The organism is Streptomyces sp. CNH287 (assembly GCF_000424825.1).
The window spans coordinates 609,036-634,383 of record NZ_AUKQ01000004.1 but is presented as its reverse complement, the minus strand read 5'-3'; the positions used below and the strand labels follow the sequence as shown (position 1 = coordinate 634,383).

23 protein-coding genes are annotated in these 25,348 nt (G+C 75.1%); 11 read left to right on the top strand and 12 right to left on the bottom strand.

From position 1 onward, the window contains the following. Nucleotides 1-251: 251 nt before the first annotated feature. Complete coding sequence (gene dhaK / locus H299_RS0106060) at nucleotides 252-1,244, top strand: dihydroxyacetone kinase subunit DhaK (protein WP_027747683.1); 993 nt, start codon at nucleotides 252-254, stop codon at nucleotides 1,242-1,244. Nucleotides 1,245-1,400: 156 nt separating this feature from the next. Further along, on the top strand, nucleotides 1,401-1,835 hold the full coding sequence (locus H299_RS0106055; RefSeq protein WP_027747682.1) for a PTS sugar transporter subunit IIA domain-containing protein: 435 nt from the start codon (nucleotides 1,401-1,403) through the stop codon (nucleotides 1,833-1,835). 25 nt (nucleotides 1,836-1,860) lie between these two features. On the opposite strand, the gene H299_RS0106050 is transcribed toward H299_RS0106055, so the two are convergent. Beyond that, the gene (locus H299_RS0106050) at nucleotides 1,861-2,352 is read right to left on the bottom strand and encodes an NUDIX hydrolase (RefSeq protein ID WP_027747681.1); all 492 of its coding nucleotides are present in this window, start codon (nucleotides 2,350-2,352) and stop codon (nucleotides 1,861-1,863) included. Nucleotides 2,353-2,531: 179 nt separating this feature from the next. On the opposite strand from H299_RS0106050, the gene H299_RS32450 reads away from it, so the two are divergent. Continuing rightward, the gene (locus tag H299_RS32450; RefSeq protein ID WP_078512484.1) at nucleotides 2,532-3,563 is read left to right on the top strand and encodes an O-antigen ligase family protein; all 1,032 of its coding nucleotides are present in this window, start codon (nucleotides 2,532-2,534) and stop codon (nucleotides 3,561-3,563) included. Nucleotides 3,564-3,664: 101 nt separating this feature from the next. Here the strand turns inward: H299_RS32450 and H299_RS0106040 are convergent, their stop codons facing one another. Together H299_RS0106040 and H299_RS0106035 are read right to left on the bottom strand one after the other, a co-directional pair. Beyond that, a complete protein-coding gene (locus tag H299_RS0106040; protein WP_027747680.1) occupies nucleotides 3,665-4,249 on the bottom strand; it encodes a hypothetical protein in 585 nt (194 codons plus the stop codon). Between the two features lie 147 nt (nucleotides 4,250-4,396). Beyond that, nucleotides 4,397-5,194 carry an aspartate/glutamate racemase family protein gene (locus H299_RS0106035; RefSeq protein ID WP_027747679.1) on the bottom strand — a complete coding sequence of 266 codons (798 nt, stop codon included), beginning with the start codon at nucleotides 5,192-5,194 and terminating at the stop codon, nucleotides 4,397-4,399. 72 nt (nucleotides 5,195-5,266) lie between these two features. Here H299_RS0106035 and H299_RS0106030 point away from each other — a divergent pair, with 72 nt between their 5' ends. Beyond that, a complete protein-coding gene (locus tag H299_RS0106030; protein WP_027747678.1) occupies nucleotides 5,267-6,424 on the top strand; it encodes a glycosyltransferase in 1,158 nt (385 codons plus the stop codon). Between the two features lie 13 nt (nucleotides 6,425-6,437). Here H299_RS0106030 and H299_RS0106025 read toward each other — a convergent pair whose 3' ends face one another. Next, nucleotides 6,438-7,763 (bottom strand): TerD domain-containing protein, encoded by a 1,326-nt coding sequence (locus H299_RS0106025; RefSeq protein ID WP_027747677.1) that lies wholly within the window; start codon nucleotides 7,761-7,763, stop codon nucleotides 6,438-6,440. 240 nt (nucleotides 7,764-8,003) lie between these two features. On the opposite strand from H299_RS0106025, the gene H299_RS0106020 reads away from it, so the two are divergent. The 3 genes from H299_RS0106020 (at nucleotide 8,004) to H299_RS0106010 (ending at nucleotide 11,985) form a co-directional block, all read left to right on the top strand. Next, nucleotides 8,004-8,471, top strand: coding sequence for a DUF6643 family protein (locus H299_RS0106020; RefSeq protein WP_027747676.1), 468 nt, complete (start codon nucleotides 8,004-8,006; stop codon nucleotides 8,469-8,471). Nucleotides 8,472-8,847: 376 nt separating this feature from the next. Further along, the gene (locus H299_RS0106015; protein ID WP_027747675.1) at nucleotides 8,848-9,453 is read left to right on the top strand and encodes an Rv1733c family protein; all 606 of its coding nucleotides are present in this window, start codon (nucleotides 8,848-8,850) and stop codon (nucleotides 9,451-9,453) included. A gap of 105 nt (nucleotides 9,454-9,558) precedes the next feature. Further along, nucleotides 9,559-11,985 carry a right-handed parallel beta-helix repeat-containing protein gene (locus H299_RS0106010; RefSeq protein ID WP_027747674.1) on the top strand — a complete coding sequence of 809 codons (2,427 nt, stop codon included), beginning with the start codon at nucleotides 9,559-9,561 and terminating at the stop codon, nucleotides 11,983-11,985. A 7-nt stretch (nucleotides 11,986-11,992) separates the two neighbouring features. Here the strand turns inward: H299_RS0106010 and H299_RS32445 are convergent, their stop codons facing one another. Continuing rightward, the gene (locus H299_RS32445) at nucleotides 11,993-14,467 is read right to left on the bottom strand and encodes a hypothetical protein (protein ID WP_486587164.1); all 2,475 of its coding nucleotides are present in this window, start codon (nucleotides 14,465-14,467) and stop codon (nucleotides 11,993-11,995) included. 181 nt (nucleotides 14,468-14,648) lie between these two features. Between H299_RS32445 and H299_RS32440 the strand changes: the two genes are divergently transcribed. Further along, nucleotides 14,649-15,575, top strand: a complete 927-nt coding sequence (locus H299_RS32440; RefSeq protein ID WP_078512483.1) for a DeoR/GlpR family DNA-binding transcription regulator — start codon at nucleotides 14,649-14,651, stop codon at nucleotides 15,573-15,575. Nucleotides 15,576-15,602: 27 nt separating this feature from the next. Here H299_RS32440 and H299_RS32435 read toward each other — a convergent pair whose 3' ends face one another. Beyond that, a complete protein-coding gene (locus H299_RS32435) occupies nucleotides 15,603-16,745 on the bottom strand; it encodes a PLP-dependent cysteine synthase family protein (RefSeq protein ID WP_037757780.1) in 1,143 nt (380 codons plus the stop codon). Nucleotides 16,746-16,878: 133 nt separating this feature from the next. On the opposite strand from H299_RS32435, the gene H299_RS0105990 reads away from it, so the two are divergent. Together H299_RS0105990 and H299_RS32430 are read left to right on the top strand one after the other, a co-directional pair. Beyond that, nucleotides 16,879-17,193: a hypothetical protein gene (locus H299_RS0105990; protein WP_027747673.1), complete on the top strand. Its 315-nt coding sequence runs from the start codon at nucleotides 16,879-16,881 to the stop codon at nucleotides 17,191-17,193. A 188-nt stretch (nucleotides 17,194-17,381) separates the two neighbouring features. After that, entirely contained in the window at nucleotides 17,382-17,897 is a 516-nt protein-coding gene (locus H299_RS32430) for an ATP-binding protein (RefSeq protein ID WP_051262152.1), read from the top strand. A 105-nt stretch (nucleotides 17,898-18,002) separates the two neighbouring features. Here H299_RS32430 and H299_RS0105980 read toward each other — a convergent pair whose 3' ends face one another. The 6 genes from H299_RS0105980 to H299_RS0105955 form a co-directional block, all read right to left on the bottom strand. Further along, nucleotides 18,003-20,579 carry an FtsX-like permease family protein gene (locus H299_RS0105980; RefSeq protein WP_027747672.1) on the bottom strand — a complete coding sequence of 859 codons (2,577 nt, stop codon included), beginning with the start codon at nucleotides 20,577-20,579 and terminating at the stop codon, nucleotides 18,003-18,005. After that, the gene (locus tag H299_RS0105975) at nucleotides 20,576-21,373 is read right to left on the bottom strand and encodes an ABC transporter ATP-binding protein (protein WP_027747671.1); all 798 of its coding nucleotides are present in this window, start codon (nucleotides 21,371-21,373) and stop codon (nucleotides 20,576-20,578) included. Before H299_RS0105975 ends, H299_RS0105980 begins: the two co-directional genes overlap by 4 nt. Continuing rightward, complete coding sequence (locus H299_RS0105970) at nucleotides 21,370-21,657, bottom strand: SHOCT domain-containing protein (RefSeq protein ID WP_027747670.1); 288 nt, start codon at nucleotides 21,655-21,657, stop codon at nucleotides 21,370-21,372. The genes H299_RS0105975 and H299_RS0105970 overlap by 4 nt, the downstream gene beginning before the upstream one ends. A 143-nt stretch (nucleotides 21,658-21,800) precedes the next feature. Continuing rightward, a complete protein-coding gene (locus H299_RS0105965; protein ID WP_027747669.1) occupies nucleotides 21,801-22,184 on the bottom strand; it encodes a PPOX class F420-dependent oxidoreductase in 384 nt (127 codons plus the stop codon). Nucleotides 22,185-22,239: 55 nt separating this feature from the next. Beyond that, nucleotides 22,240-22,776: a GNAT family N-acetyltransferase gene (locus H299_RS0105960; RefSeq protein ID WP_027747668.1), complete on the bottom strand. Its 537-nt coding sequence runs from the start codon at nucleotides 22,774-22,776 to the stop codon at nucleotides 22,240-22,242. 5 nt (nucleotides 22,777-22,781) lie between these two features. Continuing rightward, a complete protein-coding gene (locus tag H299_RS0105955; RefSeq protein WP_027747667.1) occupies nucleotides 22,782-24,014 on the bottom strand; it encodes an ROK family protein in 1,233 nt (410 codons plus the stop codon). A gap of 17 nt (nucleotides 24,015-24,031) precedes the next feature. On the opposite strand from H299_RS0105955, the gene H299_RS0105950 reads away from it, so the two are divergent. Further along, a complete protein-coding gene (locus H299_RS0105950; RefSeq protein WP_486587163.1) occupies nucleotides 24,032-25,339 on the top strand; it encodes an MFS transporter in 1,308 nt (435 codons plus the stop codon). Nucleotides 25,340-25,348: the final 9 nt, after the last annotated feature.

Genomic DNA, 25,348 nt, shown 5'->3' with positions numbered 1-25,348 from the left:
GCCGCAGTCGCCCCCGTCATCGCATGGTCCTCCCCACTCCAGTATGGCTGCCAGGCCGCGCGGTGTGTATGCCCTGCGGCACCGGTGCACCGGCGCAGTGCTGGCGTACGGACGCGGTGCGGCGGCGCACGCGTGGCCCCCCGTACGGTGCGGCGGCACCGTGGGAGTTCAGGCTGCGGGGTCGTTCCAACGGCGGCGCGGAACTGCTTGAGTGGTGGGGTCCGTGATGCCCCCGGCCCGGGAGACCCGAGATGAAGCAGCTGATCAATGTGCCCGAGACCGTGGTGGCGGACGCGCTGCGCGGAATGGCCCTCGCCCATCCGGAACTCACCGTGGACGTCGAGAACCGGGTCGTGGTGCGCGGCGACGCGCCCGTGCTGGGGAAGGTGGGGCTCGTCTCCGGCGGAGGCTCCGGCCACGAGCCGCTGCACGGGAGCTTCGTCGGCCCGGGCATGCTGGACGCCGCCTGCCCCGGCGAGGTCTTCACCTCACCGGTGCCGGACCAGATGGTGCGGGCGGCGGCGGCCGTGGACAGCGGCGCGGGCGTGCTCTTCGTCGTGAAGAACTACACCGGCGACGTCCTCAACTTCGACATGGCCGCCGAACTGGCACAGGACGAGGGCATCCAGGTCGCGAAGGTCCTGGTGCAGGACGACGTGGCGGTGACCGACAGCCTCTTCACCGCGGGCCGCCGCGGCACCGGCGGCACCCTGTTCGTGGAGAAGATGGCGGGCGCCGCGGCACAGGCCGGGGCGACGCTGGAGCGGGTGGAGTCGGTGGCGCGGCAGGCGTCGGAGTCCTCCCGCAGCTTCGGCGTCGCGCTGAGCGCGTGCACCACCCCGGCCAAGGGCAGCGAGACCTTCCACCTGCCGCCCGGGTTGCTGGAGCTGGGCGTCGGCATCCACGGCGAACCGGGCCGCGAGCGGCGGGCCATGATGACCTCCGGCGAGATCGCGGACTACGCGGTGGACGCCGTGCTGGCCGAACTCCCGCCCGGCGGTCCGGTGATCGCCCTGGTGAACGGGATGGGCGGCACCCCGCTGCTGGAGCTGTACGGCTTCGGCGCCGAGGTGCACCGGGTGCTGGGCGAGCGCGCCGTGCCGGTGGCCCGCACCCTCGTGGGGAACTACGTGACGTCGCTGGACATGGCGGGCGCCTCGGTCACGCTGTGCCGGGTGGACGAGGAGCTGCTGCGCCTGTGGGACGCCCCCGTACGGACCGCCGGGCTGCGCTGGGGGGAGTGAGCGGCCCGCCGGCCCGCCGAGCCGCCTCCCGTCCGGCCGTCCGGCCGTCCGGCCGCTGGACACCGCACCGACCGCCGAGGAGAAGCCGATGACCGCGCCCGCCCCGTACCCGATGCCCGCCGCCGACGTGTGCCGACCGCGGGGAGGTGGCCGCCGGTGAGCGGTACGGATCCGGCCCGGCCGGCGGAGCCGCCCCGGGTCGGCCTCGTCCTCGTCTCGCACAGCGCCGAGGTCGCCGCCTCCGTCGCCCGCCTGGCCGCAGCGCTCGCGGGGGCCGCGGCCACCGCGCCCGTCGCCGCCGCGGGCGGTATCCCGGGCGGCGGCTACGGCACCGACGCGGAGGCTGTCGCTCGCGCGGCGCACGAGGTGGACCAGGGCCTGGGCGTCGTCCTCCTGGCGGACCTGGGCAGCGCCGTGCTGACCGTGCGGACGCTGCTCGCCGAGGGCGATGAGCTACCGCCGGACTCGGAGCTGGCCGACGCGCCGTTCGTGGAGGGCGCGGTGGCCGCGCTGTTCGCCGCCGGTACCGGCGCGGACCGGGCGGCGGTGGCCGCGGCGGCGCGGGAGGCGTACGACTACCGCAAGTCGTGAGGGCGGCGCGCGGGGAGCCGCCGGGTCAGCCGTCCGCGCCGGGCGGCGGGACGCTCTCGAACCAGGCCGGGCCCTCGTCCATGGCCTGCTTGATCCGCTCCAGCGCGAAGTCCTCCAGCGGCGGCAGCGCGTCCCGCTCGAACCAGCCGACCTCCAGCGACTCGTCGTCGTTGACCCGCGCCGCCCCGCCGACGGCCCGGCAGCGGAAGGAGATGTCCACGAACTGGCAGCGGTCGCCGTTCGGGTAGGTCACCGGCTCCAGGCCCTGCACCAGGATGACGCGCTCCGGTACGCAGCGCACCGCCGTCTCCTCGTACACCTCGCGCACGGCCGTCGCGGCGGGCTGCTCACCGGGCTCCGCGATGCCGCCGATGATCGACCAGCCGCCCGTGTCCGCCCGCCGGGCCAGCAGCACCCGGCCCTCGCCGTCGAGGACGACGGCGCTGACACCGGGCAGGAAGAGCAGTTGCCGCCCCGCGCTGGCACGCAGTTCGCGGATGAAGTCGGGAGTCGCCATGCGCCCGACCCTACGTGCTCGCGAAAGGCCTCCTCACTGCGCACGGGCACCATCGTTCCCACGCGATCCGTCCCCATCGGCGCGGCCCAGCCATTACGGTGGGCAGCCGGAGTCACGGCCCGCATCCGGCCCCCACCCGGCGACGCGGCGACCATCAGGTCTCAAAGGGGCGTACAGCGATGGCGTCACCCGTACCGGCGCAGTCCGCGGCACCCGAGCGCCAGAGCAGCGCGTTCGACATGATCGGGGTGGCGGTGCTCGGCTGCTGCGCGGCCTGGGCGCTCTTCAGCGCGGCGGGCCGGGACGCCCGCCCCGAGGGGGTGCTGCTCGCGGTCCTGGCGGTGGCCGCCGGGTACGCCTGCGGGCGGATCTCGGGATCGCTGCTGCCGGTCGGCGCGCCCGCGGCGGCGGCGCTCGGCGGCATCGTGGTGGTGCTGGTCTCGCCGGAGCTGCTGCCCGCGGTGGCGGACGACTCCCTGGACACGGCGCCGGTGGGGCGCACGGGAGCCACGGCGGCGCAGTTCGCGCTGTCGGTCGGCGCGGCCTGCTGCGCCGCCTGGTCCGCGCACTCGCCCCGGTTACGGCTGGCGCTGCGCCTGCTGGCACTGTGCACGGTGGGCGCGGCGCTGGTACTGGGCTCGGCCACGGCCTTCTTCCTCGCCCTGGCGGTCCTGCTGTGCTCGCTGGCGGCGGATCTGATGCGGCAGCGGCTGCTGGGGCTGGCGGGCCTGGTCCTGGTGATGCTCGCAGTGGCGGGCGGCAGCTACGCGGTGGCCGAGGACCGGCTGCCGGGCGGACTGACGGCCTCCATGGAGGGCCAGCTGACCGAGTACCGCACGGGGCTGTGGCGGGACGCCCTCGTCCTGGCGCGGGAGCGTCCGTTCAAGGGCACCGGACCGGACACCTTCGGCGGGCTGAGCCCGACCGCGCAGCGGGCCGCCGAACCGGACGGCAAGGCGCACTCGGCGCTCTTCCAGGTCACGGCGGAACAGGGCGTGCCGGGCGCGGCACTGCTGGCAGCCGCCTTCGCCTGGCTGCTGCTCGCGCTGCGGGCGTCGCCCCGGCCCACGCCCGTGGTGCTGACGGCCGCCGCCACGCTCACCGCCCTGGCGGCGCTGGCCACCGTCTCCAACGCGCTCAGCTTCACCGGCGTCACCGCCGGCGCGGGCCTGCTGGCCGGGATCGCCACGGCGCGCACGCCACCGGACTGACGCGGCAGCCCGCGGCGTCCGGTGCCGTACACGGCGCGGCGGAGGACCACCCGCGCGGCCAGCTGCGGAGCCGGACTCCATGCCCCCGGAGGGCCCGGCGCTCAGGCGGGGGTCGGGCCGCCGTCGGCGTGCGGCGGCAGGCCCAGGTGGTCCCGGATGACGCGGACCGCCGCCTCCGCGTCGTCCACCGTGACGGTGAAGACCCGGCCGTCGCCCAGTGTGAGCACGACGCCCTCGCCGCGCCGCACCACGACGGCCGTGCCCCGCTCGGGACGCCAGCGGTAGCCCCAGCCGCCCCACTGGCGCGGGGTGACCACGGGCGCGTGGTGCGCGCCCACGACTTGGTGCAGAGGGATGCGCCGGCGCGGCACCCCGGCGTAGCCGCAGCGCACCTCCAGCGCCTCGCTGTCGACGCTCACCCGCACGGTCACGAAGGCGAGCGTCCCGAAGAGCATCAGCAGCCCGGCCGCGACGCAGCCGACCACGGACATGGCCAGCGGCGCCGCGCTGTGGCTCCAGGCGGTCTGCACGGCGAGCACGATGCCCAGGGCCAGGCAGCCCGCGCCCAGGGCGGCCAGCGGCCATTGGAGACGGTTGCGGGCACGGCCCGTCCAGACTTCCGGCACGGGGTCGGGCCCAGGGGCCGCGTCGGGGCGCGCCCCTTCCTCCCGGGGGTGGTCGTCCATGACGGGCAGCCTACGCCCGCACGGACGCGCCGACCGGGCCCGTGCGCCCGGAGGAGTGACGGCGGCCGGGCCCGCTTGACAGCCCGCGAGGGGCGTGGTGGCCGGGGCGGGGCACGTGGTGGCGGGGGTCAGCGAATGGTGGCGGTATCAGCCGCGGGCCGGGCTGGCGGCGGCGAGCAGCCGCCCCTCGGCGTAGGTGAGGACCCGCGCGGACAGCTCGCCCGGCGCGCCGCTGAGCAGCACGGTGAGGCCGCCGACGGGCGGAGCCCCCGGGTCCGGGGCGGCCCCGGCCCGGCGCAGGGCCTGGGCGGCGACCGCCTGCGCCGAGCCGAGCAGGGTGACCTGCGGCGCTCCGGCCCCGGACGGGTGCGGGAGGGCGGCCCGGATGCGGGTGGCCACCAGTTCGTAGTGCGTGCAGCCGAGCACGACCGTCCGTACGTCCGCCGGGGTGAGGGCCGCCGCGGCGGCGACGGCGGAGTCGATCGCCGCCTCGTCCCCCTCCTCGACGGCGTCCGCCAGGCCGTGGCAGGGCACCCCGGTGATCTGCGTGCCGTTGCCGAACTCGGCGATCAGCCGCCGCTGGTAGGCGCTGCCGGTGGTGGCCGGGGTGGCCCAGATGGCGACGGGTCCTCCGGCCGCGGCTGCGGGCTTCACCGCCGGCACCGTCCCGACCACCGGAATCTGCGGCTCCAGTTCGGCGCGCAGCCGCACGAGCGCGTGCACGGAGGCGGTGTTGCAGGCGACGATCAGCGCGTCCGGCCGGTGCGCCGCCGCGGCGCGCGCGCACTCGAGCGCGCGGGCGGTGATGTCCTGCGGCGTACGGGGCCCCCAGGGCATGCCGTCGGGGTCGGAGGAGAGCACGAGATCGGCGTCCGGCCGCATCCTGCGTACCGCGGCGGCGGCGGCGAGCAGCCCCGTGCCGGAGTCCATGAGTGCGATCTTCACGGGCTCAAGACTACGGTGCGGCGCGCGGGCCCGAGCCGTCGGGAGGCCGCCGGGTGCGGCAGACTTCGGCGGATGAGCGTATGGACCTGGACGGCCGCGGCGTCGCTCGCGGTCTGGCTGTGGCTGCTGCTGGGGCAGGGGTGGTTCTGGCGTACGGACGTGCGGCTGCCGCGCGCCGGGGAGCCGGAGCGGTGGCCCTCGGTCGCGGTGGTGGTGCCCGCCCGGGACGAGGCGGAGGTGCTCCCGCTGAGCCTGCCGTCACTGCTGGCCCAGAAGTATCCGGGCCGCGCCGAGATCTTCCTGATCGACGACGGGAGCACCGACGGCACCGGGCGGGCGGCCCGCGCGCTCGCGGCGGAGCGGCCCGGCGGGCTGCCGCTGACCGTGGACTCCCCCGGCCCGCCCGAGCCGGGCTGGACCGGCAAGCTGTGGGCGGTACGGCACGGGATGGCGCTGGCGCGCGTCCGCACCGACGCCGAGTACCTGCTGCTGACGGACGCGGACATCGCGCACGGCCCCGACTCGCTGCGGAAGTTGGTGAGCGCGGCGCGCGCGGCCCGGCTGGACCTGGTCTCGCAGATGGCGCGGCTGAGCGCGTCGCGCGGCTGGGAGAGGCTGCTGGTCCCGGCGTTCGTCTACTTCTTCGCGCAGCTCTACCCCTTCCGGTGGGTGAACCGGCCGGGCGGACGCACCGCCGCCGCCGCGGGCGGCTGCGTGCTGCTGCGCGCGGACGCCGCCGAGCGGGCGCGGGTGCCCGAGAGCATCCGGGGTGCGGTGATCGACGACGTGACGCTCGCCCGTGCCGTCAAGCGGGCCGGGAGCGGCCGGATCTGGCTCGGGCTGGCCGGGGACGTCACCAGCGTGCGGCCGTACGGCGGGCTGGCGGAGCTGTGGCGGATGGTGGCGCGCAGCGCGTACGCGCAACTGCGCCACCACCCGCTGCTCCTGCTCGGCACCGTCGCGGGCCTGGTGCTGACCTACCTGGTGCCGCCGGCCGCCGCGCTGGCGGGCGCGGCGGCCGGGAGCCCGGCCACGGCTGCGGCGGGCGGGCTCGCCTGGGCGGTGATGACCGCGACCTACCTGCCGATGACGCGCTACTACCGGCAGCCTTGGTGGCAGGCCCTGGCGCTGCCGGTGACGGCCGTCTTCTACGTGCTGATGACCGTCGACTCGGCGGTACGGCACTACCAGGGGCGCGGGGCGGCCTGGAAGGGGCGCACCTACTCCTGAGCGCGGCCCGGGGTCACTTGCGGCCCGGGGTCCACTGCATGCCCCACCCGTAGGCGTAGTCGACGGTCCGCTGCGGGCTGACGCCGCGCTCGGGCACCAGGTAGCGCGCCTCGCGCTGGATGACCAGGTCGCCGCCCTCGTTGGTGAGCAGGGCGAGGGCGCAGACCGTCGAGGGGACGGTGCACTCGTCGAGCGAGAAGTCGACGGGGGCGCCGTGCTGGGGCTGGAGCGTGACGGTGGCGTTGAGGTTGGCGAAGCTGCGGGCACCCTCGTAGACCGTGACGAAGATCAGGACGCGCTTGAGGTCCTTGATGTGGTCGAGGTTGACCGTGAGGTTCTCGCCGGAGGAGACCGCCCCTGTGCGGTCGTCGCCGTCGAGTTGGATGAACGGCGGCTGGTGCAGCGAGCCGAAGGAGTTGCCCAGCGCCTGCACCACGCCCTTCTGGCCGTCGGCGAGTTCGAAGAGCGCGCACAGGTCGAGGTCGAGGTCGGAGTGCATCGCCATGGCGCGGCCGATCTTGGCGCCCCAGCCCTTGAACTGCTTGTGCACCTCCCAGTTGAGGTTGACCCGCAGCGCCCCGGAGGTGCCGCCCTGCTTCCTGAGCGAGACGGAGGGGGCGTCCTTGGTGAGCGTGACCTTGGTCAGCCGGACGGGCGCACCGGCCTGCGGCGCTGCGGGAGCGGGGGCGGTCGGGGCCTGCGGCGCGGACGGCATGGGGGCGGCGGGCGCCTGCGGCGCGGACGGCATGGGGGCGGCCGACGCCGCGGGGGCCGCGGGGGCCGCCGGAGCCGGGGCGGGCGCGGGCGCCGCGGGGGCCTGCGGCTCGTCCACGCTGATGCCGAAGTCCGTGGCCAGCCCGCCCAGTCCGGTGTCGTAGCCCTGGCCGACGGCGCGGAACTTCCAGATGTCCTGCCTGCGGTAGACCTCGCCGAGTACGTACGCCGTCTCCGTGCCTGCGTCCGCGACGTCGAAGCGGGCCAGTTCGGCGCCGCTCGACGCGTCCAGCACCCGTGCGTAGAGCCCCGGTACCTGTCCGAAGGTGCCGCTGTCGGCCGAGGCGGCGATGACGATCTGCTCCACCTCGGCCTCGACTGCGTCGAGGTCGACGCCGAGCGTGTCGGTCACCGCCGCACCCTCGGGCCGCTTGCCCTCGTGCCGGACCGCTCCGGCCGTGTGCCGGGGCTGGTTGTAGAAGACGAAGTCGTCGTCGGAGCGGACCTTGCCGGAGACCAGCAGCAGCGCGGAGGCGTCCACGTCCGGTACACCGGGGCCGGTACGCCACCCCAGTTCGACCCGGACCGCCGGGGCCGGTAGTGGGACGTTGGTGCCCTTGCGCATCGTCATGTCGATCCCCTCGTGCTCATGCCTGCGTGCCTGCTGCGGTCTCCAATCTATTGCACCCCGCCCGTCGCGGTCAGCGGCGGTGCGCGCCGCCCTCCGGACCAGCGCCGACGCGTGCCGTGACGACCGTATTGCTCCGGTTTGCCACTCTTACTCCCTCGCCACCGCTCCGAGCACGCAAAATGACTCTCCTACCGGACTCCCCAACCAGCACATCGTGGGCTTAACTTATGGACTATGACCTCCCCCCGCGGTACCTACGGCGGCGGTTACTACGCTGCGCCACCATTCCCCGACACTCCGATCTACGACATGCTCGTCGCCGAGCGGGGCACTCCGCAGATCGCTCCCATCCGGGTGCCCGCTGCGTACGACACGGGGAGCCACCTCCCCGCACTTCCGGCGCTTCCCGCGCTGCCCTCCGGGCCGAGCCACCAGCAGGCCCCGGCGCAGGGGCATCCCGTCGCCCAGCCCATACCCCAGCCGTCGCCGCTCCAGCAGGCGCCGGCTCCGTACATACCGCAGCAGCAGCCGCCGCAGCGCGGGTACCAGGGCTACCCGGGATATCCGAACGGCCAGGCACAGCAGCCGCAGCAGCCTCAGCCGCAGATGCGGCCGGTGGCACCGCCCCGGCCCGCCGCGCCGCGGCAGATGCCCGGCTACGACGAGCAGTACGGGCGCCCGTACCCCGGCCGGGGCTACTGAGCGCACTGCTCGCCCCGTAGGGCAGGTCCGGGGCCGGGCGGAGATAGGGGAACGCTGTCGCGGGGGCCCGTATCGCCGTCCGGCCCACTGCTGTCCGGGGGCGCCGGGGGCTGGGCCGGTCCGGCCCTGGCGATTCACTCGATGGATGAGCCTGCCCGGCGGATGGGCGGCGCCGAAGCCGGGTAACTCCCCCGTTCCCGGGCGTCTCTGGGCGCTCTGCGTGCCGTACGGCACCCCGGCTGCCACGCATCGGCCGCGGCAAACCGGCGCCTGGGAGCACGGCCAGGTCACAGGCGCATTCCGACCGCGCCGACCATGGCCCCGAAACACCCCCGCACCCGAGTAAAGTCGGGCCGAGGGGAACGGGGGTGAGGACGTGCGGACTGTCGCAGGACTGTGGCGCTGGCGCCGCAACCCGCTGTGCCGCCGCAGCGACCGCCACGAGGCGTGGCTCTCGCTGGGCGCCGCCGCGCTGATCCTGTGCGGCGCACCGGTGGTGGGCATGCTGGTCGGTGTCCTGGCACACGAGAAGCTGCTCTCCTCCGTCGCCGCGCAGCGCGCCGAGCGCCACTCGGTGCGGGCCACGGTGCAGCAGCTGGTGGTTCCCCGCCGCCCGCTGGACTCCGAGACGGAGGAACTGTCGGAGGACGAGGGGCGGCGGCAGGTCATCGCCTACTGGCCCGGCCCCGACGGCGCGACGCGCACGGGCCCCGCCGAGGTCGGCCATCCCGTGCTGCCCGGAGACCGCTTCCGGGTGTGGACGGACGACGACGGGCAGATCACCACTCCCCCGATGTCCGCCGGCACCGCCTCCTCGCAGGCGCTGCTGGCCGGGCTGGTCGCGGCGGTGGCCGCCGGTGCGGCCGTGGAGACCGGACGGCGCCTGGCCGTACGGCAGTTGCTGCGGCGGCGGTACGCGCGGTGGGACGACGAGTGGGCGCGGATCGGCCCCGACTCCGGGCGGGCGGGGACCGGCAACTGACCGGTCATCGCCGCCGCTCCGCGCACGCTACGGTGGTGGTCTCGGCCCGCCGCGGCGTCGCGGCACCGCAGTTCCAGATCGCACGAAGTGAGGACGCAGCAGTCCATGGGACAGCCCTCGGTCCAGGTCACGCATACCGGCACCTCGCGCTGGCGGCGGCGCACCGGAGAGTACGGTTCGCTGTCCGCCGCGCTCCAGGCGGCGTCGGACGGCGATGTGCTGACGGTGTCGCCGGGCACCTACCGGGAGAACCTCGTCCTGGACCGCGCGGTGACGCTGCGCGGCCCGGAGCGGGCGGGCAGCGGTTCGGTGCGCGTCGCGCCGACGGAGGGGGTGGCGCTGACGGTCCTTTCCTCGGCGGTCGTGCACGACCTCCAGCTGGAGGGCCAGGACGCGTCCGTGCCGGCCCTGCTGGTCGAGGACTGCGCGCCCGAGCTGACCGGCATCCGGGTACTGACCCGCTCCGCCGCCGGGATAGAGGTGCGCGGCGGCGCCCGGCCCACGGTGCGCCGCTGCACGGTGGACAACCCGGCGGGCCTGGGCATCAGCGTCAGCGGCGGCGCGGGCGGGGTGTACGAGGAGTGCGAGGTGGTCGCCGCCGGCCAGTCGGGCATCTCGGTGCGCGACGGCGCGCACCCCCGGCTGGAGCGCTGCCGCGTCCACCACGCCTCGGGCGCCGGGCTCTCGCTCCAGGGCGAGGGCACCGCCGTGGAGGCGGTGGGCTGCGAGGTGTACGAGGTCAAGGGCACCGGTCTGCTCGTCGCCGACCGAGCGGCCGGCCATCTGACGGGCTGTCGCGTGCACCGCACCACGGCCGACGGCATCACCCTGGACACCGACGCCGTGCTGACCCTCGCCGACTGCGAGATCCACGACATACCGGAGAACGCGATAGACCTGCGGTCCCGCTCCGTGCTCACCCTCACCCGCTCCACCGTGCGCCGCTTCGGCCGCAACGGCCTCTCGGTCTGGGACCCGGGCACCCGGGTGGACGCCAACAGCTGCGAGATCCACGAGAGTACGGGCGACTACCCGGCCGTGTGGATCAGTGACGGCGCTGCCGCCGTGCTGGAGTCCTGCCGGGTGCACAGCGTGCCCGACGCCCTGTTCGTGCTCGACCGGGGTTCGCGGGCGGACGTGCTGGACAGCGACCTCTCCCAGGTCCGGGGCACCGCCGTCTCGGTGAGCGACGGCGCCACGGTGCAGCTCGACGACTGCCGCATCCGGGAAGCCGGTACGGGCGCCTGGTTCCGCGACCACGGCAGCGGCGGCCACCTGTCCAACTGCACGATCGACGCCGCCGCGACGGGCCTGATCGTGACCAAGGGCGCCGATCCGACCGTCGAGCGCTGCACCGTCACCGCGGCGGAGGAGGCGGGGGTCTACGTCTCGGCGGAGGGCCGCGGCACCTTCCACGCCTGCCGGGTCACCGGCTCCCAGGGCTACGGCTTCCACGTCATCGACGGCTGCCGCACGACGCTGCGCCGCTGCCGGACGGAGCGGTGCGCGCGCGGCGGCTTCGAGTTCGCCGAGGACGGGCCGCTGGTGGAGGACTGCACCAGCGACGAGAGCGCCGCCGTGCCCCCGCCGCCCGTGGCCCGGCCCGCTAGCCCCGTCTCGGCCGGGGGCCTGCTGACCGCGCCCGCCGCCGCGGGGGCCGGGCTCGGTGCCGGGGGGACGGAGCAGCCCGGGGCCGCCGCGCCCGGCGAGCCCGAACCGCCCCGCCCCTCCGAGGAGGTGCTGGCCGAACTCGACGCCCTGGTGGGCCTGGAGAGCGTCAAACGCGAGGTCCGCACCCTGACGAACATGATCGAGGTCGGCCGCCGCCGCCAGCGCGCCGGCCTCAAGGCCGCCTCCGCGCGCCGCCACCTGGTCTTCACCGGTGCCCCGGGCACCGGCAAGACGACCGTCGCCCGGCTCTACGGCGAGATCCTGTACGCGCTGTCCGTGCTGGAGCGCGGGCACCTGGTCGAGGTGTCGCGGGTCGACCTGGTGGGCGAGCACATCGGCTCGACGGCGATCCGCACCCAGCAGGCGTTCGACCGGGCGCGCGGCGGTGTCCTCTTCATCGACGAGGCGTACGCCCTCTCGCCCGAGGACTCCGGCCGCGACTTCGGCCGGGAGGCGATCGACACCCTGGTGAAGCTGATGGAGGACCACCGCGAGGAGGTCGTGGTCATAGCCGCCGGGTACACCGAGGAGATGGAGCGCTTCCTGGCGGTCAACCCCGGTGTGGCGTCCCGCTTCTCACGCACCATCACCTTCGGCGACTACAGCCCCGAGGAGCTGCTGCTCATCGTGGAGCAGCAGGCCGAGGAGCACGAGTACCAGCTGGGCGAGGGCGCGCAGGAGGCCCTGCTGAAGCACTTCACGGTGATCCCGCGCGGACCCTCGTTCGGGAACGGGCGCACCGCCCGGCAGACCTTCGAGGCGATGGTCGAGCGGCACGCGGGGCGGGTGTCGCTGCTGGCGGAGCCGAGCACGGATGATCTGACGCTGCTCTTCGGCGAGGACCTGCCCGCGCCGATCTGACGCCCGCTCAGGTCCCGTCCGCGCCGCCCTCCGCGCCCTCTCCGGCCGGTTCGCGGGTGCGCGGGCCGGGCAGTCCTCCGCCGCCGGACGGCGGCTCCGGTTCCGGCGCGGGTGCAGAGGCGGGGGGGGGGGCGGAACCGAGGCCGGCCCCGCCGTACCGGCGCCGCGTCAGCAGCCGGGCCAGCAGCCGGTCCCGCTCCTCCCCGAACGCCGGATCGGCCTGGTAGTCGCTGTGCCCCAGCAGCGGCCCGGGCAGGGGGCGCTGCGGGGTGCGCCCGTAGGCCAGCGGGTCCTGGAGCGGCCCCCGGTCGACCCGGTGGCCCTCGTGGCCGGGCAGCCGGACGGGCCCCCCGATGGGGTCGGTGAGCCGCCACAGGTTCTGCCAGCAGTCCAGCTCGCGGTGCAGCGCCTCCAGCGGCTGCGGTCCGAAGTAGGCCGGGAACCAGCGCCCGTAGAGCCGCTCCAACGGCGATCCGTAGGTGAGCAGGGCGACTTGGCGGCGGGTGACCGGGTCGAGCTGCCAGACCGCCGCCGCCGCCAGGACGCTGCCCTGGGAGTGGCCGGAGAGGACGATACGGCCGCTCTCGCGCTCCTGTGTCCAGGTCGCCATGCGCCACACCAGGTCGGGTACGGCGCGCTCCGCGTAGCACGGCGGCGCGAAGGGGTGGGCGGCGCGCGGCCAGAAGGTGCCCACGTCCCACAGGATGCCGACGGTGCGGCGGGCGGAGGCGTCCCGGTAGGCGCGGCGCCCGCAGGTGAGGAAGAGCAGGAAGACGAAGCCGATGAGCCAGGAGCCCAGCGACTGCACGGCGTCGGCGAAGCCGTCGACGGCGGAGGGCGCGGCGTCGGCCGCGCTGCCGGGCGCCTCCCCGCTCAGCCAGGTGCCCAGCACGGCGGCGGCCCCCAGCAGCAGGCCCAGCGCGGCGACGGCGCCGAGCAGGGCGGGTGCGGAGTCGGTGAGCGCGGCGCGGGCGATGGACCGGCCGATGCGGCGTGAGCGGGGCGCGTCGGGCTGTGCGCCGGGGTAGGCGTGGTGGATCTGCCCGGCGAGCCGCCCGCTGCGCACCCGTACCTGGACCGCGAGCCCGCACAGGAGTACCAGCAGCACGCCCAGCAGCACCGGGATCGTGGACGCCTGCCAGGTCAGCAGCGTGGGCGGCCCGGAGACGGGCCCCACCAGCCGGTCGGCGAACCACTGCGCGACGCCGCCGGACATCACCCCGCCCAGCGCGCAGGCGAGCATCGCCACCGCCGCGGAAGCGAGGCCCGCGAGCGCCGTACGGGGCACGGGCGCGGCCCGGTGGAGCACGACGCCGATCGCCCCGAGTGCCACCACCAGCACCCCCTGCGCGACGGCGAGCACGCTGAAGGTCGCGTCGCCGGGCAGTTCGCCTGCGCTGCGCCACTCCGGCCGGGACCACCCGGCGTGCACGACCGCCAGGGCGAGCACCGCCACGGAGGCCGCGGGCAGTCCGCGCACGGTCAGCCGGTCGGTCCGCTCGTCGGCCTCGCTCTCCTTGCGGCCGCGGCGGCACACCGCGTGCAGCACCCACAGGCCGCCGGCCACGATCAGCGCGCCGGTCGCCCAGCCGAGCGCGTCCAGGGCGGCCGGGCCGCCCGGTTCGCGGTCGAAGCGGGCGGTGGCGCCGGACAGTGCGGCGGCGACCGTGAGCAGCCCGGCTGCGGTGTGCGCGGCACGCAGGCGGGCCACCAGCCGCCTGCCGTACCAGAATCCGGGCAGGCGCAGCGGCGAGCGGTCGGCCGCCTCAGCGCGCTCCCGGCTGTCCGGGCCGCGCCACGGGGGCTGGGACTCGTACGCGCTCCAGGTGCGGTGCGAGAGCCACCACAGCAAGGTGGTGAGCGCCAGGGGCACCACGGCGGCCAGCGCGAGGCGGCGGCCGGGCTGGCTCCACCAGCCGCCGCCAGCGCCGTCCGCGCCGCCCCCGCCCTCCACGGCCATGAAGGCGAGCCAGGAGCGCTCCTGCCCGCACTCCGGGGTCCCGGCGCACTGCCAGGCCGCCAGGTCGAGCGCCACCTCGCAGGCGGCTGCCACCAGCAGCACCGTGAGGCTCAGGGCCAGCAGCCGCACCAGCGTCCCGTGCAGCCGTACGGCCCGGTGCCTGGTGTCGGCCGCCGGGCGCATCCAGTGGGCGAGGTTGACGACCATGAACGGCAGCAGGATCAGCCACAGCGCGCGGGTGCTGTTGCCGGAGGTGAGGTTGGACCAGCAGTACGCCTCCGGGATGGGCTTGTCGGCGTACTCCCGCGGCCGGTCCTCCGCGTCCGCGTCCGCGGTGCGGCGGTGGACGGCGGCCGTGTCGTCGCCGGTGATCCGCTCGGTGCGCGGGTCGCCGAGCATCTCCTGCGGGGTGGTGCCGCCGACGCCGTGCACCAGGAGTTCGAGCGCGAGCCCGCCCAAGTCCGCGTCCTGGGACCCGGCCTCGGGTGCCGCGGGTGGTTCCGCTGTCCGGTCCGAACGCATACCGCTCCCCCCACAGATGCCTGCTGACCGCGTCACAGCATCCCGCTCGCGCGGCCGGCGCGCAGCCCACCCCGCCAAGAGCGCCCGAAATCGTGACCCGGCTGCCACGAAACCGCCATGGGAGGATGACCCCGGCCGGTGGGGACCCAGGGAACGGACGAACAAGGAACGGACGAGCGCGGTGGACGACAGGCAGAACCTCCTCGCGGAGCAGCGCCGCGCGTTCATCCTGGAAGAGGTGCGGCGGCGCGGCGGGGTCCGGGTCAACGAACTGACGCGCACGCTGCGGGTCTCCGACATGACGGTGCGGCGCGACCTGGAGGCACTGGCGCGGCAGGGCTCGCTGGCGAAGGTGCACGGCGGCGCGGTCAGGGCGGCGGAACCCAGCACGCACGAGCCCGGGTTCGAGGCGAAGTCCGTGCTGGAGCCGGGCGCCAAGGAGGACATCGCGCGGGCGGCGGCCGGACTGGCCCTGCCGGGCAGTGCGGTCGCCCTGTCGGGCGGCACCACCACCTACGCGCTCGCCCGCCGCCTGCTGGAGGTCCCGGACCTGACGGTGGTGACCAACTCGGTGCGGGTGGCCGACGTCTTCCACCGCGCGCGGCCCGGCGCCGCGGACGGCGGGCGGCAGCCGGGGTCCTCGGCGGCGACGGTGGTGCTCACGGGCGGGGTGCGGACGCCGTCGGACTCGCTGGTCGGCCCGGTGGCGGACACGGCCATCGGCTCGCTCCACTTCGACGTGCTCTTCCTCGGGGTGCACGGCATATCGGTAAAGGCGGGGCTGTCCACGCCCAACCTGGCCGAGGCGGAGACCAACCGGCGGTTCGTGGGTGCGGCGCGGCGGGTCGTGGTGGTCGCCGACCACACCAAGTGGGGCTCTGTGGGGCTGTGTTCGTTCGCCGCGCTGGCGCAGGTCGACACGCTGGTGACGGACGCGGGGGCCGTCGGCGCGGTGCGCGAGGAGATGGCGGCGGAGCTGCCCGGGCTGATCGTGGCCACCGCCGGGGACCACAGCACCGGGGACCACAGCACCAGGGACCGCAGCGCCAGCGGGCACCGTGCCGCAGACCGCGAGGCCGCGAACCACCGCGCCGCGGACGGGCCGTAGCGCGGCCCCGGCGCCGGTGCGCGCCGCTCAGCGCGGCCAGGTGCCGGTGGCGAGGAAGGCCGTCAGCGCGGCGCTGTAGGGGGCGATGTCCAGGCCCTGTCCGGCGAGCCAGGCGTCCGAGTAGTACTTGTCGAGGTAGCGGTCGCCGGGGTCGCACAGCAGGGTGACCACCGAACCGCCCCGCCCCCGTCCGACCATCTCGGCGACGATGCGCAGGGCGCTCCAGAGGCCGGTGCCCGTCGAGCCGCCCGCCTTGCGCCCGATGGCCGACTCCAGGGCCCGTACGGCCGCCACGGAGGCCGCGTCGGGCACCTTCATCATCCGGTCCACGGCGTACGGCAGGAAGCTGGGCTCCATGCGGGGGCGGCCGATGCCCTCGATGCGGGAGCCGGCGTCGCTGGTGGCCCCCGGGTCGCCGCGCACCCAGCCGTCGAAGAAGCACGAGTTCTCCGGGTCGGCGACGCAGATCCGGGTGTCGTGCTGCGTGTAGTGCACGTAGCGGGCGAGGGTCGCGGAGGTCCCGCCGGTGCCGGCGGTGGCGACGATCCAGGCCGGTTCGGGGAAGCGTTCGAGGCGCAGCTGCTGGAAGATGGACTCGGCGATGTTGTTGTTGCCCCGCCAGTCGGTGGCCCGCTCGGCGTAGGTGAACTGGTCCATGTAGTGCCCGCCGGTCTCGGCCGCCAGCGCGGCGGAGACCTCGTACACCGTCCGCGGGTCGTCCACCAGATGGCACCGGCCGCCGTGGAATTCGATCAGCCGGGACTTCTCCTTGCTGGTCGTGCGCGGCATCACCGCGATGAAGGGCACCCCGATCAGCTTGGCGAAGTACGCCTCCGAGACGGCGGTGGAGCCGCTGGACGCCTCGATGACCGGCCTGCCGGGGCGAATCCAGCCGTTGCACAGGCCGTAGAGGAAGAGGGAGCGGGCCAGCCGGTGCTTGAGGCTGCCGGTGGGGTGCGTGGACTCGTCCTTGAGGTAGAGGTCGATGCCCCAGCGTTCGGGCAGCGGGAAGCTGAGCAGGTGCGTGTCGGCGCTGCGCTGGTTGTCCGCCTGGACCTTGCGGACCGCCTCCTTGAGCCAGGAGCGGTAGGCGGAGTCGCTGCGGTCCACGTCGAGGGTGACGGCCGCAGCGGCGGGTTGCCGCGGCGGGGCCGGTTCGGTGTCGCTCACCTGGTGATCATAGAAGCGGCGTGCGGCGGCTCTGGTGGACGCGCCGGATGCGCGGCACACTGCCGGAAAGGGTGCGCGGCGCCCGGCCGGGTGTGTCCCCGGCTGCGAGTGTCGAGGCGGAGGGCGGTGCGGCATGGCGGATCCCGAGTTCGATGCCGGAGGCGTGCGGATCGAGCGCTGGTTGCGCTCGCTGACCAGGGCGGGCCGGGTGCTGATCCGCGACGGGCGGCTGGAGCTGCTGACGAGCTACGGCCGGGAGATCGACAGCGCCCCGCTGGAGCAGGTCCGCGTCAGCGGCTGGTACGGCTCGCGGGGCCGGGCCGTGGCCACACTCGGCGGCACCCGCTACCTCCTGCGGCTGGGGCTCGCGCACCGGGAGGGCCTGCTGGCCGCTGTGCGCACGGCCCGCGCCAAGGCGGACGCCGAACGGGGCGTGCTCGGCCGCTGAGGAGACCCGGTCCGTACGGGCCGGGGGCGGTGAGGGAGTACGGACGGCGCGACGCTGCGGCGCGCGGCGGGACGGTGCGGCCCGCGTCGAGTTGCGGCGCGGCCGGCGCGACCGCACCCTGGAACTTGTGACTCACGTCACATGCGATCAGCTCTGTGTCCCAGAGCCTTCTCCAGGGAGTCGCCGCTGTGATCAGTCGCCCCAGCAGGCACTGCGCCGTGGAGTTCGAGGCGCTGCCGTCGCGGATCGGCCAGGTCCGCCGTATCGTCTCCGCCCAGCTGCGCTACTGGCACCTCGATCCGCTGATCGACCGCGCCGCGCTCGGGGTCACCGAGCTGCTGGCCAACGTGCACCAGCACACCGGCTCCGACAAGCGCTGCACCGTGGAACTCGTGCTGCTCCAGGGCCAGGTGACGATCTCGGTGCGCGACCGCGATCCCAGCCCGCCCCGGGTGCGCGCCTCCGGCGCGCTGGCCACCAACGGCCGGGGGCTGGCGCTGGTGGCCGCGGTCAGCGAGAGCTGGGGCATGCGGGTACGGCCGGACGGCACGGGCAAGGTGGTGTGGTTCACCCTGCCCGCGCCGTTCACCGCCACCCGCGCCGTCGCGGCGGCGGCCCGGATGCCCGTGGTGCGGTGGGCACCGGACGGCGGTGCGGCCGGCGCTTCGGGGGTTGAGCGACGGCCGCACGCCTCGCACGCCTGAGCAGGCGTGCCGTTCCACGCGCCGCCGGTCATCCCCGGCGGCGGCCTTGCGGTGGCGCGGTGACCGGGCGGCCGTTGGCCGCCCGCCCGGTCACCGGCTGCCCGGTCACTCCGTGGCGATGGCCCGCAGGAGATCCAGCCGGGCCGCGCGGCGCGCCGGGCGCCAGCCCGCCAGCAGCCCGGCCACCACGCCGACCAGCGCGATGACGATCAGCTGCGTCGGCGGGAGGGCGAAGGAGAAGGGCGTACTGCTCTGCCCGTCGGCCGCACTCACCAGCGCCCAGCTGAGGAACCCGCCGAGCACCAGCCCGCCCGCGGTGCCGAAGGCGGCGATCATCACCGACTCCCAGCGCACCATCGACCGCAGTTGGGCGCGGGTCTGGCCGACCGAGCGCAGCAGCCCCAGTTCGCGGGTGCGTTCGTGCACGGCCAGCGTGAGGGTGTTGGCGATGCCCAGCAGCGCGATGAACACGGCCAGTGCGAGCAGGGCGTAGACCAGGGCCAGCATGGCGTCGATGGCGCCCGCCGAGGTCTCGATGTACTCGTCGCGGGTCTGCACGTCCGGGTTGCCGAAGTTCTGCGCGACCTTTTCGACGGCGGCCTTTCCGGCGCCGGTCTCCACGCCGTCCTTGAAGGCGACCACCATGAGCCGGTTGCTGTCCTGGGTGCGGTGCGGTTCCCACGCCTCACGGGTCACCATGTAGTGGCCGGTCAGCTCCGAGGTCTCGTAGAGCGCCCGTACGGTGAAGGTCTGCTTCGCCCCATCGGTGAAGGCCAGTTCGGCCTTGGAGCCGACCTTCCAGCCCTCGTCGTCCGCCTTCTGCTCGGAGACGGCGAGGCCGTCTGTGCCGAAGTTCTCGAACGAACCGCTCACCTCGCCCAGGTTCATCACGCTCTGGAGCCGGGCCGGGTCGGTGACGGTCAGCTCGGTGCCCTTGCCGTCGATACGGGCGACCCCGTTGCCGAGGCCGACGGCCGCGTCCACCTCGGGAAGCCGGCTGACCTCCGGCTCCAGCCGCGGGCTGAACCCGCTGCCGCCGTCGCCGAAGCCGGGGGTGCTCACCGCGACGTCGCCCGCGAAGCTTCGCGAGACCGTGTCGTCCAGCGTCGCCTTCAGCGACGAGGCGAAGACCGTGAAGAGCGACACGACGGTGACACCGATCATCAGCGCGGTCGCGGTGGCCGCGGTGCGCTTGGGGCTGCGCAGCGCGTTGCGCTGGGCCAGCGAACCGGAGATGCCGCGCATCCGGGCCGCGGGAGCCCCCAGCGCCCGGATCGCGGCGGAGGAGGCCACCGGGCCGAGCACCACGAAGGCGATCAGGACCAGGACCGCTCCCAGCGCGGTCAGCATGATCGCCGCGTCGCCGCCGATGAGTCCGCCGGCCACGGCGAGAGCGACACCGACCGCGCCCAGTGCCCCGCCGGTGACCGCGCGGGAGCGGGAGGCGCCCGCGCTCTCCACCGCCGTCTCGCGCAGCGCGGCGAGCGGGGCCGTACGGCTGGCGCGCAGCGCGGGCAGCAGGGCGGAGCCCAGGCAGACGAGCACGCCGACGATGAGCGGCAGCACCATCGACAGCACGCTGATGACCAGGGAGCCCTCGGGGAAGGGGAAGCCGACCGCGGGGAAGAGCGCCTGGAGGCCGACGGCCATGCCGATGCCGCCTGCCAGACCGACGGCGGAGGCGAACAGCCCGACCACCCCGGCCTCGATCATGGTCGAGCCCAGTACCTGGCGGCGGGACGCGCCCAGCGCCCGCAGCAGGGCGTTCTCCCGGGTGCGCTGGGCGACGACGATCGCGAAGGTGTTGTGGATCGAGAACGTCGCGACGAACAGCGCGATGCCGGAGAAGACCAGCAGGAGGGTGGTGAAGATGGTCAGGAAGTCCTTGGTGTTGTTCTCCAGGGCCTCGTCGCTGGCCGCCTGGCCGGTGATCGCCTCGACGCCGCCGGGGAGCTGGGCGCTCACCGCCTTGGTCAGCTCCTCCTGGCTGGTACCGGGCTCGGCGCGCACCTTGATGGTGGCGGCCAGGCCCGGTTCCGGCATGAGGTACTTCTCCGCGTCGGCCCGGGTCATCCCCGTGAAGGTCACCTGGGCCAGGCCGTCCTCGCCCGCGAAGGTCGCCAGCCCGACGATCTTCACCTCGACGGGGCCCGGGGTGCGCAGCGTGGTGGTGTCACCGATCTTCAGGTCGCCCAGTTCGGCGACGCCCTTGTTGATGACCACCTCGCCGGACGCGCGCGGGGCGCGGCCCTCGGCGAGCTGATAGGGGTTCAGCTCCTTGTCGGCGATCCAGTTCCCGGCGACGGTCGGCGGACCCTCGCCGCCCAGGCCCTTGCCGTCGGCGTCCAGCAGCTGGCCCATGCCCTCGATGTTGGGCGCCGCCGCGGCCACCCCGGGCGCCTTCTCGATGGCGGCCAGCAGGCCGGTGTCGACCGGCTCCCGGGTGCCCTCGGCGTCGGCGTCGGTGGTGATGGCGTCGCTGCTGCGGACGACTGTGTCGGTGCCGCTGCTCGCGGTGTCGAAGAGGTCGTCGAAGCTGGCCCGCAGGGTGTCCCCCATCACGAGCGTGCCGGCGAGGAAGGCGACGCCCAGCACCACCGCGGACACCGTTCCCACGAACCGGCGCTTGTGCGTCCGCAGCGAGGACAGGCTGATGCGCACGGAGGCGCGGGTGCCGCTCACGTCGTTACCTCTTCCTTGTGCTTCTCCTTGCGGCCGCGGACCCCGTCGAGCGCCTTGAGCCGGTCGAGTACGCGCTCGGCGGTGGGCGCCTCCATCCGGTCGACCAGCCGGCCGTCCGCGAGGAAGATCACCTCGTCGGCGTGCGCGGCGGCGACCGGGTCGTGGGTGACCATCACGACGGTGCGGTCCATCTGGCGCACGGCTCTGCCGAGCAGGCCGAGCACCTCCTCGCCGGACTGCGAGTCCAGGTTTCCGGTCGGCTCGTCGGCGAAGACCACCTCGGGGCGGCCCGCGAAGGCGCGGGCGACCGCCACGCGCTGCTGCTGACCGCCCGACAGCTCGCTGGGCCGGTGGCGCAGCCGGTCGCGCAGCCCGACGACGTCGATGAGCGCGTCGGTCCACTCGCTGTCCGACCGCGCCCCGGCGAGGTCCTGCGGCAGCGTGATGTTCTCGGCGACCGTCAGGGTGGGCAGCAGGTTGAACGCCTGGAAGACGAAGCCGACCCGCTCGCGCCGCAGCAAGGTCAGCTTCTTGTCGCTCAGGGTGCTCAGCGCGGTGCCGCCGATGTGGGCCTCGCCCGAGGTGAGCGTGTCCAGTCCGGCCGCGCAGTGCATCAGCGTGGACTTGCCGGAGCCGGAGGGGCCCATGATGGCGGTGAACCGGCCCACGTGGAAGTCGACGGAGACCCCGTCGAGGGCGCGTACCTCGGTGTCGCCGGAACCGTAGATCTTGACCGCGTCGACCACGCGTGCGGCGACGCCCGCGGAGGTCCCGGTGGAGGTGTCGGCGCTCATTCCGCACCGCCCTTGCTCTCACGGAGCACGGACAGCCGCATCCAGTACTCGTCCTCGTCGATCTCGCCCGAGGCGAAGCGGTGGGCGAGCAGTTCCAGCGGCGCGTTGGACTGCTGCGGCTCGCGCACCGCCGCCCAGGGCCCGCGACCGCCGCGGCCGACCCGCCCGACGGTACGGCGCAGCAGGGTGACCACGCCGACGATGGCGGCGGCCCAGATCAGCGGGAACAACAGAATCCAGGGGCCGGGGCCCCCGCCGTCGGCCCAGTGCGCCATGGTGTTCATGCCGGTTCAGCTCCTCGGTAGTGACCGCGTTCGACACCACCGAGAGTCGCGCCCGAGGGGGGTCCGCGTCGTCGTACGGCCAGCGGCTCCCGGCGTACCCCGCCGGGAGTACGGCGCGGCCCGGCGCGCTGCTCCCCGCGCGGTCAGAGTGCGACGGCGACGCCGGTGTGCGGGCGGCGGCCCCGGCGCAGCAGGGCTCCGCCGGAGTCCACCAGGCGGAAGCGCCAGCCGTACTTGGCGGTCAGCGCCCGGCGCACCCGCCGCAGTTCGGCCGGGCTCTCCAGCAGCCGCGCGGTGCCCTCGAGGGGGCGCGCGGCTGCCGCGGTGCGCCCGCGTACGTCGCACGGGGTGACGGTGACCCGCGGGTCCCGGCGCAGCCGTTTGACCTTTCCGCTGTCCTCGCGGGTCCACACCAGCAGTTCACCGGCGTCCTCGGCCGCCCACACCGGCGTCGGCACGGGCGTGCCGTCGCGGCGGCGGGTGGCGAGGCTGACGTAGGGGCTGTCGGCGATCCGGCGGGGAACCATGACGCCGAGGGTAGGCGCACTCGCGGGGTGTACGGACCCGAACCGCGCGGCGGCCCTACCCTGCCGTGCCGCCGCCGACCGACGCGGCCAGCTCGCGCCGCATGCACACCCGCGGCCAGCGGTCCAGGCCCAGTTCCGCCTCGTGGTCCCGGATGCGGCGCAGGCCGGGGGTCAGTTCGGCGTCGGTGAGCCGCCGGAAGCCGCAGCGCTGGTAGTAAGGCGCGTTCCAGGGCACCTCGGTGAAGGTGGTCAGGGTCAGCGCGGGCACACCGTCGACGGCGGCGCGCTGCGCGACGTGTTCGAGCAGGGCGCGCCCGACACCGCGCCGGGCGGCCTCGGGACGCACCGAGATCTGCTCGACGTGGAGGCTGCCGTCGACCGGCCCCAGGAGGGCGTAGGCGAGGAGGCGGCCGTCCTCCCCTTCGCAGACCCACACCCCCTCCGCCCGCTGGAAAGCGCGCAGTTCCTCGGCGGAGGGGGGCTCGTGCTCGGCGATCTCCGCCATGCCGATGTCGCGGAACCAGCACCCCGCCGCCCGTTCGATCTCGCGCAGCTCTTCCAGCTCGGCCTCGCGGCCCGGTCTGATCAGCATGCGGGCTAGCCTCCCAGCAACCCGAGCGGGTCGTCCAGCACGGGCTGCCAGGCCAGCTCGGCCGCCCCGACCAGGCTGTTGTGGTCCAGCGAACAGGCCAGTACGGGCACTTGGCCGCTGCCTCCCCACAGGCTGCGGTCCGCGACCACCGCGCGCAGCCGCTCGCCGTCCGTCTCCACCAGGGTGCGGTGCAGCCCGGCGAGGATGATCCGGTCGGGATCGAGGATGTTCACCAGTCCGGCCAGACCGAGCCCGAGCCGCTGGATGAGCAGGTCGACGGCGGCGCGCACGCGCCGGTCGGTGGCGTACTCCGTACGGATGAGGGCCTGTGCCTGCTCCAGCAGCGAGACCTCCGGGCCCGGCTCCCGGCCGGCCGCCGTGAGCAGGGCGAGCGGGTCGGCCTCCACGTCCAGGCAGCCGCGGCTGCCGCAGTGGCAGGGGCGTCCGCCCGGGTCCACGGTCAAGTGGCCCACCTCCAGCGCCAGGCCCGAACTGCCGCTGTGCAGCCGGCCGTCCAGTACGAGCGCGCCGCCCACGCCGCGGTGCCCGGTGCCCACGACCAGCAGGTGCTGGGCGCCGCGCCCGGCGCCGTGCCGGTGCTCGGCCAGGGCGGCGAGGTTGACGTCGTTCGCGGCGAACCCGGCCGCCGGAGCGTCTCCGGCGGGGCCGGGGATGCGCGCCTCGGCGAGGCACCGGGTAAAGATCTCCCGTACGGGCGAGCCCACGGCCCAGGACAGGTGCAGCGGCTTGAGCGCCGTGCCCTCCGGCTCGGCGACCGCCGAGGGGACGGCGAGCCCGGCGCCCACGCAGCGCCGGCCGGAGCGCCGGAGCAGCTCGGCACCGGCCGCGACGACCTCGCCGAGCACCTGTGCCGGATCGGCGGAGACGGTCGTGCTGCCCGGGGCGGTGGCCACGATCCGGCCCCCGAGGGCGACCAGGGCGGCGCGGAAGCCGTCCGGGTGCACCTGGGCGGCGAGCACGACGGGACCGTCCGGGGCGACCGCGAGCCGGTGCGAGGGGCGGCCCTGGTGCCCGACGGCGGCGCCGGGACGCGCGTCGACGGTGATGAGCCCGAGTGCCGCGAGCTCGGCGGCGACGGCTCCGGCGGTCGCGCGGGTCACGCCCAGTTCCGCCGTGAGCACCGCGCGCGTGGGCGCCCGGCCGGTGTGCACGAGTTCGAGTGCCGGTCCCAGGGCGCCGCGGCCCCGCTCCAGTCTTGTTGTCCGAGTCTGGGTCACCCCCCTATTCTGGCTTTGTGCCGCGAATAAACAAACTTCGGACCACCCGTACGAGTGACAAACCCTCCCGAAGCGCCGCCAGTCGGCCCCCGACCGACCCCGTCCTGCGGCGGATGCGGATCGCGCTCACCGCGTTCTGCGCCCTCGACGGCCTCCTCTTCGCGGGCTGGGTAGTCCGCATCCCGGCCATCAAGGCGCAGACCGGCGCCTCCGCCAGCGATCTCGGCCTCGCGCTGCTGGGCGTCTCCGGCGGCGCCGTGGCGACCATGATGCTCACCGGCGGCCTGTGCGACCGCCTGGGCAGCCGACGGGTGACGGTGGTGGCCAGCGTGCTGCTCTCGCTCAGCATCGCGCTGCCGGCGCTGACCCACTCCGCGCTCGCGCTGGGCCTGGTCCTGCTCGTCTTCGGCGCCGCGTACGGCGCGGTCAACGTCGCCGTGAACAGCGCCGCGGTGGATCTGATCGCCGCCCTGCGACGCCCGGTGATGCCCAGTTTCCACGCCGCGTTCAGCCTCGGCGGCATGCTCGGCGCGGGCCTGGGCGGCCTGCTCGCCGGGTCGCTGGGCCCCGCACCGCACCTGGCGCTGCTCGCGGCGGCCGGGCTGCTGATCACCGCGCTCGCCGCCCGCCCGCTGCTGGCGGGCACCCTCCCCGCCGACCCGGGCGCGGCGCCGGCCGAGGAGCGTACGGAGGCACCGGCCGGGACACGCGCCGAGGCGTCCGCGGGCAGCGCGGCCGAAGGCACCGCAGCCGGAGCCACCGCGGCCCGGGACGCCGCCGCCAAGCGCACCCGCGCCCTGGTCATCGTCCTCGGCCTGATCGCCCTGTGCACGGCCTACGGCGAGGGCGCGCTCGCCGACTGGAGCGCACTCCACCTGACCGACGACCTCGGCGCGAGCACGAGCGTCGCGGCGGCGGGCTACTCGGTCTTCGCCCTGGCCATGACCGCGGGCCGGCTCAGCGGCAGCTACCTGCTGCAACGGATGGGCCAGACCCGCCTGCTGGTGGGAGGCGGCGCGACGGCGGCGGGCGGCATGCTGCTGGGCTCCCTGGCCCCGACCGTCTGGCTGGTCCTGACCGGCTTCGTGATCACCGGGCTCGGCCTGGCGAACATCTTCCCCATCGCCATGGCCCGCGCCGGCGCGCTCGCGGGCCCGCGCGGGGTCGCCGCCGCCTCCACCCTGGGCTACGGCGGCATGCTGCTGGGCCCCGTCGCGATCGGTTTCCTGGCGGAGTGGTTCTCGCTGACCGCCGCACTCACCACCGTGGCGCTTCTGGCGGCGACGGCCTCGGCCGTCGCGTACGCGGTGCGGCGCATGGTGTGACCCGCGCCC